The organism is Clostridium boliviensis (assembly GCF_033342255.1).
GTDB classification, from domain to species: domain Bacteria; phylum Bacillota; class Clostridia; order Lachnospirales; family Lachnospiraceae; genus Lacrimispora; species Lacrimispora boliviensis.
The window spans coordinates 15,670-28,874 of the sequence record NZ_JAWONS010000103.1 but is presented as its reverse complement, the minus strand read 5'-3'; the positions used below and the strand labels follow the sequence as shown (position 1 = coordinate 28,874).

Sequence of the window (13,205 nt, the reverse complement as noted above, 5' to 3'; positions counted from 1 at the left end):
TGTTTTTAACGATTTCTCACATACTATGAAAGGAGTCAAAAAATTGTCTCCTTTATTCTTCTAAGGAGGTATGTGAGATGGCAAAAAAGAAAATTCATAAGCTAATTGTAAGGGCGTTCTGGATCAGCCTGATCTTTTGTATCGGATTTACGTGGTTTTATATGAAACGGGTCATTCCGGACAAATTGAACATCGTTGCAGCAGAAGAAGAACAGTTTCATTTCTCCATGCCTTTTGATGTGACGCTGCATTCCGACAGTGAGGAAGTGGTTCTGGGAAACGGTTCCAATATTCCTTCGGATCAAATCCACTTACAGGTGAATCAGCCGTTTTCCCTCTATTCTAAGAATCTGGGAAGCTATAAGCTGGGTTTAAAGCTGTTTGGCTGGATACAGTTAAAAGATATTCAGGTAAATGTAGTAGATACCAAATATGCCATACCTTGCGGAACTCCGGTGGGAATTTATCTTAAATCAAACGGAGTCATGGTAATTGGTACTGGTGATGTAACAAAAAAAGATGGAATGGTTGTAGAACCAGCTTTTGGCGTTTTACAATCCGGGGATTATCTGGAAGCAATCAATGGGATTCCTTTAAGTGACAAGGAAACACTGATGAATGAACTGAACAAATCAGGTGGTTCTGAAGCTGTCCTGAAAGTAAGAAGAGGCGATGAGGACATTGATATTAAGATGAATCCTATAGAAACGGAGGATGGATCTTATAAGCTGGGTGTCTGGGTTCGTGACGATACCCAGGGAATCGGAACGATGACTTATGTGGATATGAATGGACAGTTCGGAGCGCTGGGACATGGAATCAGTGACAGTGATACGGGAAATGTTGTTCAGATCACGGAAGGATCTTTGTATGAAACTGCAATTTTGGGTATTGAAAAGGGCACATTTGGAAAACCCGGTGTGATGAGCGGAATTATCTATTACGGTCCGGGATCCAACTTAGGAACGATTAAGGCCAATACAGAAGAGGGAATCTTCGGTACGGTTAATGAACGATTTAAACAAAGCATATCCCAGGATGCGCTTCCAATCGGTTACAGACAGGATGTAAAGAAGGGAAAAGCGTATATTAGAAGTGATGCTTCCGGAAAAGTACGTGATTATGAAATTGAGATCCAACGGGTTGATTACTCCACAATTCACAAAAGCAAGGGTATGGTAATTAAAGTTACAGACCCCGATCTTCTGGCATTAACAGGGGGAATAGTTCAGGGTATGTCGGGAAGTCCTATTATTCAGGATGGAAAGCTGATAGGAGCCGTTACCCATGTATTTATTCAGGATTCTACAAGAGGCTATGGTATCTTTATCGAAAACATGGTTAATCATTGAGAGAGAATGCCGGAAAAGAAAAGGACAGAATCGTAAGTAACCTTACGGTGCCGTCCTTTTCTTTTCTATGAATTTAATTATACGTCATTCTTAAATAGGATAAAACCATAGCTGTGCAGTACCTGGAAGTACTTGGAAAGGCGTTCATATAAAGGAGAGGCTTCCTCTCCAAACCGTTCCTTAACAGAAGCGGAGAGACTGAATATATCTCGTTTTCCGTCAATCAGGCACCAGATAAAGCTTCCCATTGGATCCAGATGAATATGGCTGATTTTCGGTTTGTGAAAAAATTTCTGCGCAATTCCGTGAAAGAATCCTTTATTTTCTACATCCAGTGTCACCAGACCGTTTTCCTCTACAGACCAGTGAATCTGCTCTGCACGTACCGGAATCTTATCCAGATAATTTCCGCTTTCTTTGTTTAAATGACTCATTTTTTTGCTTTCTTCCAAATCGTAAATTTAAGAAGACTTATGATGATCAGGCCAAACAGAACAAGACTGCTAAAATCCAGGACAGGGGAAGGAAGACTCAGCTTTGCGGATAAATCCAGGGCCTTGTCCAGACCGAATACTGCTAAAAGTGCAAGCAGAATACCTACCAGACCTTCTCCGGCAATCATTCCGGAACAGTAAAGCATTCCGTCGCTGATCAGCTGTTCTTTTTCCTTTTTGTCTCTTTTCATTCTGTCAAAGTAAAGGCGTACCAGACCACCCACCATAATGCATGCATTTAACTGGACAGGAAGATAAACACCAATTGCAAAGGGGAGAACCGGAATTCCCAGGATTTCCACTGCAACGGCTAAGAAAACTCCCATAAATACTAATGCCCACGGAAGATTATTATCCATAACACCTTCAATAATCATCTTCATCAGCATGGCCTGTGGTGCACCCAGCTGTTCAGATCCAAAGCCCCATGCTGCGTTTAACAGATATAAGACTCCACCGATTGCAAATGCTGCAGCGACAACTCCGATCAATTCACCGATCTGCTGTTTTTTCGGAGTTGCTCCTAGCAGATAGCCGGTTTTTAAATCCTGTGACGTATCACCTGCTATGGCAGCCACGATACAGATAATGGATCCGATGGCAATTGCACCCTTCATTCCATGAACTCCGCCGTCACCGGTAGCTTTTAATACGATAGTAGCGATAAGAAGCGTTGCAATCGCCATACCGGAAACCGGGTTATTGCTGCTTCCAACCAGTCCAACCATTCTAGAAGACACGGTAGCAAAGAAGAAACCGAAAATAACTACGATAATAGCACCAATCAGGCTTACCGGAATGGTGGGGATGAGCCAGACGAGGATAGTAAGAAGTCCCACGCCGCCCAGGATTATCTTAAAGTTTAAGTCCTGCTGTGTACGAAGGCCAGTGCCTGCACCGCTCTGGCCGAGTCCTTTCATGGCATCTGCGAAGGTACGGATAATTAACGGCAGGGATTTTACCAGGCTTATGATACCTCCGGCAGCCAGGGCACCGGCACCAATATAACGGATGTAAGTTCCCCAGATGGCGCCAGCTCCGCCGCCTGCGAACATCTCACCAATGGAAACAGTACCGGGATAAAGGGTTAGATCTGCTCCGAATAGGACGATTGCAGGGATGAACACCAGCCAGCTGATAACACCTCCGGCAAACATGTAAGAGGAGATTCTCGGACCGCAGATATAACCAACACTCATAACTGCCGGATAGATCTGTGTTCCCAGTTCACCCGCATAGCCTTTTACGCGGAAGGACACTTCTCCTGGAACCAGTTTCAGTCCATCGATGATGAATTTAAAGACCGCGGCAAACCCCATTCCGGCAAACACCGTAGAGGCATTGGCTCCGCCCTCTTCCCCTGCAAGGAGAACTTCTGCGCAGGCAGTACCTTCAGGATAAGGAAGAACTCCGTGTTCTTTTACAATCAGCGCGTTTCTGAGAGGTACCATGAAAAGGATACCCAAGATACCGCCGATCAGAGCGATAAGTGTGATTTCAAGAATACCAGGTGTTTCCATTTTTCCTTCAGCAGCCCATAAAAAAAGAGCAGGAAGCGTGAAGATAGCTCCTGCAGCCAGGGATTCGCCTGCAGAACCAACGGTTTGAACGAGGTTGCTTTCCAGAATCGAGTTCTTCTTCATAATTACCCGGATCACACCCATGGAGATGACGGCGGCAGGGATAGAAGCAGAGATGGTCATACCAACCCGGAGACCCAGATAGGCATTGGCGGCACCAAAGACCACGGCCAATATGATGCCCAGAGCAATAGAGGTTACTGTAAATTCCGGAGTGATTTTTTCAGCCGGTACATACGGCTTAAAATCGTTTTGTTCTTTCATATGTATTTCCCCCTGATTTTTTTTATTCAGTAACAATTATAATCATTTATTTTAAAAGGAGCAAGAGATATTGTGGTTTTTTTATAATAAAAATAAGTATACCATTTATTTTATTTATAAAACGGCTAAAAAGAACGTATTAAAAATAGGCAGAATCATTGTGAAAGGCTTTTCAACCTATTTGTAATGTGGTAGTATAAGAGTTAGTTACGACGTGTTTATTGTTTTTTTTGACGACAAGTAGTTTCAATTTTCAACACCGGCAAAAAAAAGGGGGGAAACATGGAGTGAGACCGAATAAGACCTTTTCTTCATTCGACAGTGGGACAATAAGAACAGAATCCCATATTCGATAAATTAAATGTTTTTCTTGTCGAATTATGCGATAGAATCACGTTGCGGCATGAGCTGGGGCAAGATTATAATGGCTATACACTAGTTTTAATTATTTTGAAGAATCAGGAGGAGAGTATCAATATGTCAGAAATCAGTATCGCTATTGCAGATGATAACCTGCAGACCTTAAATCTGCTGAATGATATACTGGAAGGAGAGGAGGATTTTCATGTAGTAGGAAGAGCGGATAACGGCGAAGACGCCTATAACATGATCCTTAAAACAAATCCGGATGTTGTCTTATTGGATGTGATTATGCCGAGAATGGACGGAATTACAGTTATGGAGCGGGTGAGAGGAAACGGTGCTGTGTCAAAGATTCCCTCATTTATTATGGTAACCGCCGCAGGAAGTGAGAATATTACCGAAGATGCGTTCCGGATGGGGGCGAATTATTACATAATGAAGCCGTTCAATAAGGAAATTATCGTCGATAAGGTACGAAGAGTGGGGCAGAGAAAGACGAAAGTACCAAGTCTTCAGGGCATGAAAAAGGTGAAACCTTATGTCAATAAGACGGAGTACATGGAGCAGAATTTAGAAAATGATGTTACACAAATGCTTCATGAAATCGGAATTCCTGCACATATTAAAGGATATCAGTATTTAAGAGATGCCATTGTAATATCGGTACAGGATCAGGAGATGCTCACTTCTGTCACAAAGATCCTTTATCCTTCCATTGCAAAGAAACATCAGACGACACCAAGCCGTGTGGAACGTGCGATCCGTCATGCAATAGAAGTAGCCTGGAGCAGAGGAAAGATGGATACCATCAATGATCTGTTTGGATATACCGTGAGCACAGGAAAAGGAAAACCTACGAATTCTGAGTTTATTGCACTCATTGCTGATAAAATAAGGCTGGATTATAAAAAACTTTCATAAAACTTAAGGGAAAGATACTTCCTTATTTTCTGAAAATGCAGTATACTATAGCATAACAGACAATGCCCGGAAGGGAAAAGATAAGGGGGGTTTTTGGATGAAGAAGATTTTGTTCGTTGCATCGGAGGCAGTACCTTTTGTTAAAACCGGAGGCCTTGCAGATGTAGTGGGATCCCTTCCCAAGTGCTTTGATCAGGAATATTATGATGTGAGAGTTATGATACCCAAATATCTTTGCATCAACGAAGAATTGAGAAACCAGATGACGTATATGGATCATTTTTATATGGATTATCTGGGGCAAAGCAGATATGTGGGAATTCTTCAGTGTGTCTGGGATGGTATAACCTTCTATTTCGTTGATAATGAAGGTTATTACCAGGGCGCAAGACCTTATGGGGAATGGTATCAGGATCTGGAAAAGTTCTGCTTTTTTTCACGGGCCGCCTTATCTTCTCTTCCGGTAATCGGATTTAAGCCGGATGTGATACACTGCCATGACTGGCAGACTGGTCTTATTCCTGTTCTGCTAAAAGACCGGTTTCGTGAAGGCGAATTCTTTCGCAGTATGAAATCGGTGATTACCATTCACAATTTAAAATTTCAGGGTGTCTGGGACGCAAAAACCATACAGGCGCTGACTTGCCTGCCTGATTACTACTTCACTCCGGATAAGCTGGAAGCCTATAAGGATGGAAATCTGTTAAAAGGCGGTGTCGTATATGCAGATGCCATTACTACAGTCAGCGAGACCTATGCACAGGAGATAAAGATGCCTTTCTATGGAGAAGGACTTGACGGCCTGATGCGTGCAAGAGAAGGCAGCATAAGGGGTATTGTAAACGGAATTGATTATGACGAGTTTGACCCTGAGACAGATTCGTATATTGTAGAGAATTATAATTTACGGAATTTCCGCAAGGAAAAGGAAAAGAATAAAACTGCTCTGCAGCAAGAGCTTTCCCTGATACAGGATGCGGGGAAGTTTATGATTGGAATCGTTTCCAGACTGACTGATCAGAAAGGACTGGACTTAGTCCAGTGCGTGATGGATGAGTTGTGTCAGGACGATATCCAGCTGGTTATTCTTGGTACTGGTGAAGAACGGTATGAGAATATGTTTCGCCATTATGCATGGAAGTATCCGGATAAGGTTTCAGCAAATATTTATTATTCGGAAGCAATGTCTCATAAGATTTATGCCGCCTGTGATGCGTTTTTGATGCCATCTTTGTTTGAACCCTGTGGTTTAAGCCAGCTGATGGCCTTAAGATATGGCACAGTGCCCATTGTAAGGGAGACCGGAGGCTTAAAAGATACGGTGGAGCCCTATAATGAGTATGAGAGTAAGGGGACAGGTTTTTCCTTCTCCAACTATAATGCTCATGAGATGCTTGGCACTGTCCGATATGCACAGCGCATATATTATGATAAGAGACGTGAGTGGAACAAGATCATCGACCGGGCTATGTCAAAGGATTACTCCTGGAAAACTTCAGCAACGAAGTATCAGGAGCTTTATGACTGGCTGACTGGCTGTTAAGCCGGTGTACATTATTAAGAAGGAAGCGACAGAATAACCATGAAAAATATGTATTTAACCCCGGAGGAGGAGAAGGAAGCACTTAAGTGGGCAGAGGATGCCTCATGGGTAGAGCGGGAAGATTATAATATGGATTCGGAATATCTTGCCTGTGTGAAGGATATCTTAGACCACGAGCTGTTCCAGTCCATGGATAACTATATGCAGCATGGAGATACTACCTGCAAGGCTCATTGTATCAAGGTTTCCTATTTAAGCTATAGCATTTGCAGAAAATTAGGCTGGGAATACAGAGAAACTGCCAGAGCAGGTCTTCTTCATGATTTCTTTCTATATGACTGGCACACACGTGCCAGAGAAACCGGGGAACGTTTCCATGGTTTTACTCACCCGAGAATTGCATTAAAGAATGCAGAAAAGCATTTCGATTTAACGGAGAATGAGAAGAACATGATTCTGCGGCATATGTGGCCGCTGACACCTGTTCCACCCAGAACAAAAGGCGGAATGGTGATTATTTATGCGGATAAACTATGTGGTTTGGTTGAAACCACCGCAAGGATAAAACGTTGGGTATTATACGGTTTAGGCAGAAAAAGTGCGGCATAGATGGAGGAAACCATGAAATTTTGGGAAGTGATTCTGGGAAATCAGGTTTTAGTGACTGCTGTTACCGGCTGGCTGGTGGCACAGGTATTAAAGACTCTGATTGATCTGGCTCTTAATAAGAATTTTAACCCGGAGAGGCTTGTGGGGTCCGGCGGCATGCCAAGCTCCCACTCCTCTACGGTTTGTGCATTAACGACCGCCGCCAGTTATCGTTATGGCGTCGGTTCTTTTGAGTTTGCTATCAGTTTTGTACTTTCCATGATTGTGATGTATGATGCCATGGGAGTAAGAAGAGAAACAGGAAAGCAGGCAAAGCTGTTAAACAGCATATTATTAGAAAATCCCCTGAAGCTGAGTGGTGAGATTTTACAGGAAAAATTAAAAGAATATGTTGGACATACACCACTGCAGGTTGCAGCAGGAGCCATTCTTGGCATTTTACTTGCGGTATTTCTTGCACAATATTATTAATAATAAAGATTAATTTCGGGGAATCGTAAGAAAATAACCCTTGATTTCTTTAGATATCCATATTATACTTTAACAAGTTAAAAAATTGTTAATTTTGGAGGCAAATTGGATATGTCAATTTATCATAGGATAAACTGTTTTTTCCTATTCAGCTTTCTGGGTTATCTTCTTGAATGCGCAGTTCTTAGTTATGAAAATAAAAGACCGGTCTTTAATCGGGGATTTGGACACGGACCGTTCTGTATTATATATGGATTCGGATCTGTGGGAGCGATGGTTTTACTCAGCCCTTTTATGCACAGTCCGGTACGCCTGTATTTCGCCTCTATGGTGATGGCAACTTTTATGGAGCTGGTTACAGCTTATATGATGATTAAGCTGTTCGGATCATTCTGGTGGGATTACAGCAGGAAGAGGTTTAACTACAAGGGAATTATATGTCTGGAGAGCAGCATTGCATGGGGATTTCTGGGAATTTTTTATTTCCGTTTTCTTAATGGCTTTGTAAATCAGGCGGCTGGATTGATTCCTGAAAATTTTCAACGTTTTACAGGCCTGTTTCTCTTGATATTTTATGCAACTGATTTTGTATATACCATGAGATTGCAGCTGAGAGCGGATTGTGAAGAAGATGAATCGTCCTTAGTGGGACGGCTGAAAGTATATTAAAGAATGGCGGGATTCGTTATGGGTCCCGCCTGTTTGCAATTTCAAATAGCAGTAGTTTTTATGAAGAGAGGGTACAAATGATAAGTGACAGAAAAATTGTGCTTGCTTCGGCATCACCGAGACGAAAAGAACTTTTAAACCAAGTTGGATTGGGGCCAGTGATAGAGCCCAGCGGGATTGATGAGAAGATAACAACCACCATTCCCCAGGAGGCAGTAATTGAACTGTCCCGGCAGAAAGCAGAGGATGTGGCGATAAACCAGCTTCCGGGTACCATTGTCATCGGAGCAGATACGGTGGTGGCATCAGACGGTAAGATTATGGGAAAGCCGGTGAGCCATGAAGAAGCCCTTGAGATGATCCGGTCTTTTCAGGGAAAAACTCATCAAGTCTTTACCGGCGTGACTATGATTCTTCGTGGAGAGACGGAAAACATCGTCCGGTCTTTTGCAGAACAGACAGATGTTCATGTATACCCGATGACACAGGAAGAGATCCGTTCCTATGCGGAGAGTGAGGAACCGATGGATAAAGCAGGTGCTTATGGAATCCAGGGGCGGTTTGCTGCTTTTATCAAAGGGATTGACGGAGATTACAATAATGTAGTAGGATTGCCTGTAGGACGTGTTTATCAGGAACTAAAGCAGATGTGTGAGCAGGAGGGGAAAGCATGATAAAACTGATTGCATCGGATATAGACGGAACTCTGGTGACGGACGGTGGTTATGACGTACCGGATGAGCTTCATGAGGTAATACGTAAATTACGGGCAAAGGGGATTCAGTTCGCTGCTGCAAGCGGAAGGCAGTGGGCCAGTATCGAATCCATTTTTGATCCGGTTAAAGAAAAAATATTCTATCTTTCTGATAACGGCGCTTACATAGGCTGTCACGGCAGAAATCTGTTTCTAAATCCAATTGAACGTAAGACTGTCATGGAGATGGTGGAAGATGTAAGGACGATGGAAGGACTTGAAGTTATGCTCAGTGGTCCTGATGTGGTATACTTAGAGACGAAAGACAGAGAATTCCTCGACTGGATGATTAACGACTACAAATTTCGTGTTGAAACGGTGGAGGATTTAACAAAGGTTCAGTCAGAATTTATCAAGATCAGTGTGTACCGGAAAACAGATGTGGAAATTTATACCAGACATTTAAGAGAGAAGTACGGGGAGAGGCTTAAGATTACTATTTCAGGAGATATGTGGATGGACTGTATGAGACCTGGTGTCAATAAAGGTGAAGCAGTAAAGATCCTTCAGGAAAGTCTTTCTATTAAACCGGAGGAAACCATGGCATTCGGCGACCAGCTCAATGATATTGAGATGCTCAATCAGGCATACTACAGCTTTGCTGTGGGAAATGCCAGAAAAGAAGTAAAACAAGCGGCCCGCTTTCAGTCAGATACCAATTTAAATCAGGGCGTATTAAAGATATTGAAACTGCTTTTATAGGAAAGAGGGGTGCGTATGAAGAACCTGCGCAGATACTGGGGAAGACTCCTTTTGATCGCGGCGGCAGTTTCCGCCATACTTACAGGCTGCAAGACAGAGATTCCCCTTGTTTCAGAAATCAAGGATACCAAGCTATACTCTCTGCCCCAGTCCATGATTATACTGACTACAGAGAGAAACAAATATCAACAGCTTTATACCAGCCAGATCTGGGGCGTTAGTATTCCTGGCGGCCAGACCTTTGAAACTTATCTGATGGACCAGGTAAGGGAGTTTCTTCAGGATATGAAGATGATGAATCTTCTTGCACAAAGGAAAGGTGTGACTCTGACAAGCGGTGAGAAGGAAGAGGTACGCAAAGCGGCCGAGGAGTATTATGCTTCTCTGACTCCCGATGATATCGCTTATATGGGAGTGAACCAGTCTGATGTGAGAACTATGTATGAAGAATACTATCTGTCCAATAAAGTAGTGGTGGAACTTACCAGGGATATGAATCTTGAGATCAGCGATAGTGAAGCTAAGGTAATTGAGTTGGAAGAGATCGTGATGTCAGATAAAACTACTGCGGAAGAAGTTCTGTTAAAAACCAAAGAGCAGGGAGCTGATTTTTCAGCACTTGCTAAGGAATATTCAGAAGATGCTACCATAGAGCGTAAAATCGGCAGAGGAGAAACTCCTGGTGAATTGGAGGATGCAGCGTTTGGACTTGCTGCAGGTGAAATAAGTCCTTTAATAGAAAATGAGGGCAAATACTATATTATAAGGTGTGTCAATGACTATGATGCGGCCGCCACTCAGGAGCGGAAGGCTGGTTTATATACGAGCCGGAAAAAAGAAGCATTTGACCAGATCTATGCTCAGTTTAAGCAGGATAATCCTGTTACATTCAGCAATGACATCTGGAAGGACCTTAAATTTTCCAAAGATGATAAAACCAAAACAACAGATTTTTTTGAAATCTATAAAAAACATTTTCCAGATTGAGAGATAAGGAAGGAAGAGTAAACCACCAATGAAGCAGGATGAGATTCGCAGTGGGAGGAATAGGCGCAGCCGCAGGCGAAGGGGAAATGGCGGTCAGGAGTTATTTGTGAGGGTAATCATGTTTTTATTTTTCTTTCTCCTCTTGGTTGTTCTGACTGCAGGAGTCTGGTTTGGTTACCAGTACGTTCAGGGAAGCAGAACTTCTCCTGAAACATTGGAATCCAGCAGAGAGGTACTGCCGGAGACTATGGGGCAGCTTCCATAAAAAAGGAAATCAGTCGTTTTGAGGCTGATTTCCTTTATGGAACATTGTTGGGAAGGTGATAAAACTTTGTTTAGCCCCCAGATTTCTATCCTATATAATGGAAATCTGGGGGCTAAAGTGTTAAAAACAATTTTTAAGCTTTAAAGAATGCTTCAGCCAGTCTTGCCAGTGCTTCCTGGTCTTTCACACCCATAAGCTCTCTTGCTGAATGCATGGCAAGCATGGGGACACCCACATCGACAGTGCGCATGGTCAGCAGGGCAGAAGAGATGCTGCCTAATGTAGATCCTCCCTTTACGTCGGAACGGTTTGAAAACTTCTTGTAAGGAATGTCGGCCGCACGGCAGATACCTTCGATCACGCCGGTGCTGTATGCATCGGTTGCATAGGCCTGGCTTGCAGCCAGCTTAATTGCCACACCGTCTCCCATCATAATCTGGTTTTTAATATCACATTTCTCTCCGTGGTTTGGGTGAATGGCATGAGCCACATCCATTGAGAGAAGAAATCCACTTAACAAAGCATTTAAGAAATCGGTTCTGGTATATCCAAGGGCTGCGTAGACCTTTTCCAGAATATGTTCCATTAATGCAGAGGCGGCTCCCTGCTTTGTACGGCTTCCGATCTCTTCATTATCATACAGGGCAATGGCATGGATTCCCTGGCTGTGTGTATCTGAAAGAATGCCGCTTAAGCATGCAGAAACGGAAGTGATGTTATCAAGTCTGGGTGCGGAGTAAAATTCATTTTCAAGGCCAAGTGTGGTTCCTGATTCATAATTGTATATATAGATTTCGTAATCCAGAATATCTTCTTTCCTGACCCCTGCTTCTTTTGCCAGTGCATCGATGAAAAAGCTTTCTTTGTTCAGTTCATCGGTGATCCGTGTGATCAGTGGCAGCATATCCACCTGGGCATTTATAGGGAATCCTTCATTGGCATTGCGGTTCATGTGAATGGCAAGATTGGGAACTGTGAGGACCGGACGGGAAAAATCGATATAGATAGTCCGGGGCTTCATAAGGGAATCACCTGTTACACTGACCTTGCCTGCCATGGATAAAGGACGGTCGAACCATGTGTTTAAGAGAGGTCCCCCATAGACCTCAACGTTTAATTTACCGTATCCCAGAGATGTTACTTCCGGATAGGGCTTCACCTTTAAGCAGGGCCAGTCCGTATGAGACGCAGCCAGCTTCAGTTCCGGGACATCTGTCAGTGAACTTCCTAATGTGAATGCAATTAAGGTGGAGTCAAATGCGTTTATATAGTAGGAGCCGCCCTGCTTTAATTCCCAGGGCTCTGCTAAAGGAAGTTCTTTAAATCCGCCTGCACTAAGCAGGTCGGCAGCCGCCAGAATACAGTGGTAGGGAGAAACGGATGCGGCAATCAGTTCTTCCAGCTGTTTGAAATCATTCATATCATTATCCTCTTTTCTCATTTCCTGTTGGTTCCTTCCAGAAACCGGTGGATCTATTATAGCATAGAAGGCGGTGGTTTGGAATACTGAAGGGAGTGTGAAATCTGCGTTGACATGGGAAGAGTATCCGTTGTATAGTTAACGGAGAATATACGGATGGGGAGAATGAGACCATGATTGCATTGAATATAGACGAGATGAAGCCCTTTACATCCAAGCTGTTTGTAGGAGAAGTCTTTGACCGGTTTCTTATAAAAGAAGCATCCATTACCACCTTTAATACCTTTACTATTGAAGGAACCATACGGCCTGGCTATTATACGGAGGATGAGAAGGAAGCACTAAACTTAGGAGAGTTATCCACCTGGGCCATGATGAAGCCCTTCTGTTTCTCTCTAATAAAAGGAAAACGGCTGCCAAAAAGTTTTAAGATAGTCATGCAGCTGCCAAAAGATGATACGGAGCGCTTTCTTTCAGAAAGACAGATCTCCCTTCAATCCAGTGAGGTAAAGGGACTTTATATGAATATCAGATACGAAGACGACAGGCTGACCTGTGTGACTGGAAGTTCTGTCTCTGTTTTTACCATGGATAAGACACTGGATCTGGAATGGGACCAGGAAGTGAAAGCTTTTTTAAAACAAAATCAGATTGTATATCTGGAAGAATAGTATTATCAGCACTCAAACCGTTTGAGTGCTGATTTTCTATTGACATTTCTATTTCTCCGTATTAAAATACTCTTTGAGGAATAATTTGTGAAAATTCCAGGTTGATCATGGAATAAAAATAGAAAAAGAGATGAAGGAGT

14 protein-coding genes are annotated in these 13,205 nt (G+C 43.0%); 11 read left to right on the top strand and 3 right to left on the bottom strand.

From position 1 onward, the window contains the following. The first annotated feature begins 77 nt into the window (after positions 1–77). Positions 78–1,352 (top strand): SpoIVB peptidase, encoded by a 1,275-nt coding sequence (gene spoIVB / locus RZO55_RS06150; RefSeq protein ID WP_318063410.1) that lies wholly within the window; start codon positions 78–80, stop codon positions 1,350–1,352. 77 nt (positions 1,353–1,429) lie between these two features. On the opposite strand, the gene RZO55_RS06145 is transcribed toward spoIVB, so the two are convergent. After that, positions 1,430–1,786, bottom strand: a complete 357-nt coding sequence (locus RZO55_RS06145; protein ID WP_318063409.1) for a PqqD family protein — start codon at positions 1,784–1,786, stop codon at positions 1,430–1,432. Continuing rightward, positions 1,783–3,690: an OPT family oligopeptide transporter gene (locus RZO55_RS06140; protein WP_318063408.1), complete on the bottom strand. Its 1,908-nt coding sequence runs from the start codon at positions 3,688–3,690 to the stop codon at positions 1,783–1,785. The genes RZO55_RS06145 and RZO55_RS06140 overlap by 4 nt, the downstream gene beginning before the upstream one ends. Positions 3,691–4,167: 477 nt before the next feature. Here RZO55_RS06140 and spo0A point away from each other — a divergent pair, with 477 nt between their 5' ends. The 9 genes from spo0A (at position 4,168) to RZO55_RS06095 (ending at position 10,974) form a co-directional block, all read left to right on the top strand. After that, positions 4,168–4,974 (top strand): sporulation transcription factor Spo0A, encoded by an 807-nt coding sequence (gene spo0A, locus RZO55_RS06135; protein ID WP_097003027.1) that lies wholly within the window; start codon positions 4,168–4,170, stop codon positions 4,972–4,974. Between the two features lie 97 nt (positions 4,975–5,071). Continuing rightward, complete coding sequence (gene glgA, locus RZO55_RS06130; protein ID WP_318063407.1) at positions 5,072–6,517, top strand: glycogen synthase GlgA; 1,446 nt, start codon at positions 5,072–5,074, stop codon at positions 6,515–6,517. A 39-nt stretch (positions 6,518–6,556) separates the two neighbouring features. Further along, complete coding sequence (locus RZO55_RS06125) at positions 6,557–7,126, top strand: HD domain-containing protein (protein WP_318063406.1); 570 nt, start codon at positions 6,557–6,559, stop codon at positions 7,124–7,126. A 12-nt stretch (positions 7,127–7,138) separates the two neighbouring features. Further along, entirely contained in the window at positions 7,139–7,597 is a 459-nt protein-coding gene (locus RZO55_RS06120; protein WP_318063405.1) for a divergent PAP2 family protein, read from the top strand. A gap of 111 nt (positions 7,598–7,708) precedes the next feature. Further along, complete coding sequence (locus RZO55_RS06115) at positions 7,709–8,266, top strand: putative ABC transporter permease (RefSeq protein ID WP_318063404.1); 558 nt, start codon at positions 7,709–7,711, stop codon at positions 8,264–8,266. Between the two features lie 77 nt (positions 8,267–8,343). Then, entirely contained in the window at positions 8,344–8,940 is a 597-nt protein-coding gene (locus tag RZO55_RS06110; RefSeq protein ID WP_318063403.1) for a Maf family protein, read from the top strand. After that, positions 8,937–9,722 (top strand): HAD family hydrolase, encoded by a 786-nt coding sequence (locus RZO55_RS06105; protein ID WP_318063402.1) that lies wholly within the window; start codon positions 8,937–8,939, stop codon positions 9,720–9,722. Before RZO55_RS06110 ends, RZO55_RS06105 begins: the two co-directional genes overlap by 4 nt. Before the next feature lie 15 nt (positions 9,723–9,737). After that, positions 9,738–10,709, top strand: coding sequence for a peptidylprolyl isomerase (locus tag RZO55_RS06100; RefSeq protein ID WP_318063401.1), 972 nt, complete (start codon positions 9,738–9,740; stop codon positions 10,707–10,709). A gap of 28 nt (positions 10,710–10,737) precedes the next feature. Further along, complete coding sequence (locus RZO55_RS06095) at positions 10,738–10,974, top strand: hypothetical protein (protein WP_318063400.1); 237 nt, start codon at positions 10,738–10,740, stop codon at positions 10,972–10,974. Positions 10,975–11,107: 133 nt separating this feature from the next. Here the strand turns inward: RZO55_RS06095 and RZO55_RS06090 are convergent, their stop codons facing one another. Next, on the bottom strand, positions 11,108–12,394 hold the full coding sequence (locus RZO55_RS06090) for a M18 family aminopeptidase (RefSeq protein ID WP_318063399.1): 1,287 nt from the start codon (positions 12,392–12,394) through the stop codon (positions 11,108–11,110). A 173-nt stretch (positions 12,395–12,567) separates the two neighbouring features. Between RZO55_RS06090 and RZO55_RS06085 the strand changes: the two genes are divergently transcribed. After that, positions 12,568–13,065, top strand: coding sequence for a DUF5721 family protein (locus tag RZO55_RS06085; protein WP_318063398.1), 498 nt, complete (start codon positions 12,568–12,570; stop codon positions 13,063–13,065). Positions 13,066–13,205 lie beyond the last annotated feature (140 nt).

Coding starts and splice junctions, on each gene's coding strand:
- spoIVB (WP_318063410.1), top strand. CDS start 78: ATGGCAAAAAAGAAAATTCATAAGCTAATTGTAAGGGCGTTCTGGATC.
- RZO55_RS06120 (WP_318063405.1), top strand. CDS start 7,139: ATGAAATTTTGGGAAGTGATTCTGGGAAATCAGGTTTTAGTGACTGCT.
- RZO55_RS06095 (WP_318063400.1), top strand. CDS start 10,738: ATGAAGCAGGATGAGATTCGCAGTGGGAGGAATAGGCGCAGCCGCAGG.
- RZO55_RS06105 (WP_318063402.1), top strand. CDS start 8,937: ATGATAAAACTGATTGCATCGGATATAGACGGAACTCTGGTGACGGAC.
- RZO55_RS06085 (WP_318063398.1), top strand. CDS start 12,568: ATGATTGCATTGAATATAGACGAGATGAAGCCCTTTACATCCAAGCTG.
- RZO55_RS06125 (WP_318063406.1), top strand. CDS start 6,557: ATGAAAAATATGTATTTAACCCCGGAGGAGGAGAAGGAAGCACTTAAG.
- glgA (WP_318063407.1), top strand. CDS start 5,072: ATGAAGAAGATTTTGTTCGTTGCATCGGAGGCAGTACCTTTTGTTAAA.
- RZO55_RS06140 (WP_318063408.1), bottom strand. CDS start 3,690: ATGAAAGAACAAAACGATTTTAAGCCGTATGTACCGGCTGAAAAAATC.
- RZO55_RS06100 (WP_318063401.1), top strand. CDS start 9,738: ATGAAGAACCTGCGCAGATACTGGGGAAGACTCCTTTTGATCGCGGCG.
- RZO55_RS06110 (WP_318063403.1), top strand. CDS start 8,344: ATGATAAGTGACAGAAAAATTGTGCTTGCTTCGGCATCACCGAGACGA.
- RZO55_RS06090 (WP_318063399.1), bottom strand. CDS start 12,394: ATGAATGATTTCAAACAGCTGGAAGAACTGATTGCCGCATCCGTTTCT.
- spo0A (WP_097003027.1), top strand. CDS start 4,168: ATGTCAGAAATCAGTATCGCTATTGCAGATGATAACCTGCAGACCTTA.
- RZO55_RS06115 (WP_318063404.1), top strand. CDS start 7,709: ATGTCAATTTATCATAGGATAAACTGTTTTTTCCTATTCAGCTTTCTG.
- RZO55_RS06145 (WP_318063409.1), bottom strand. CDS start 1,786: ATGAGTCATTTAAACAAAGAAAGCGGAAATTATCTGGATAAGATTCCG.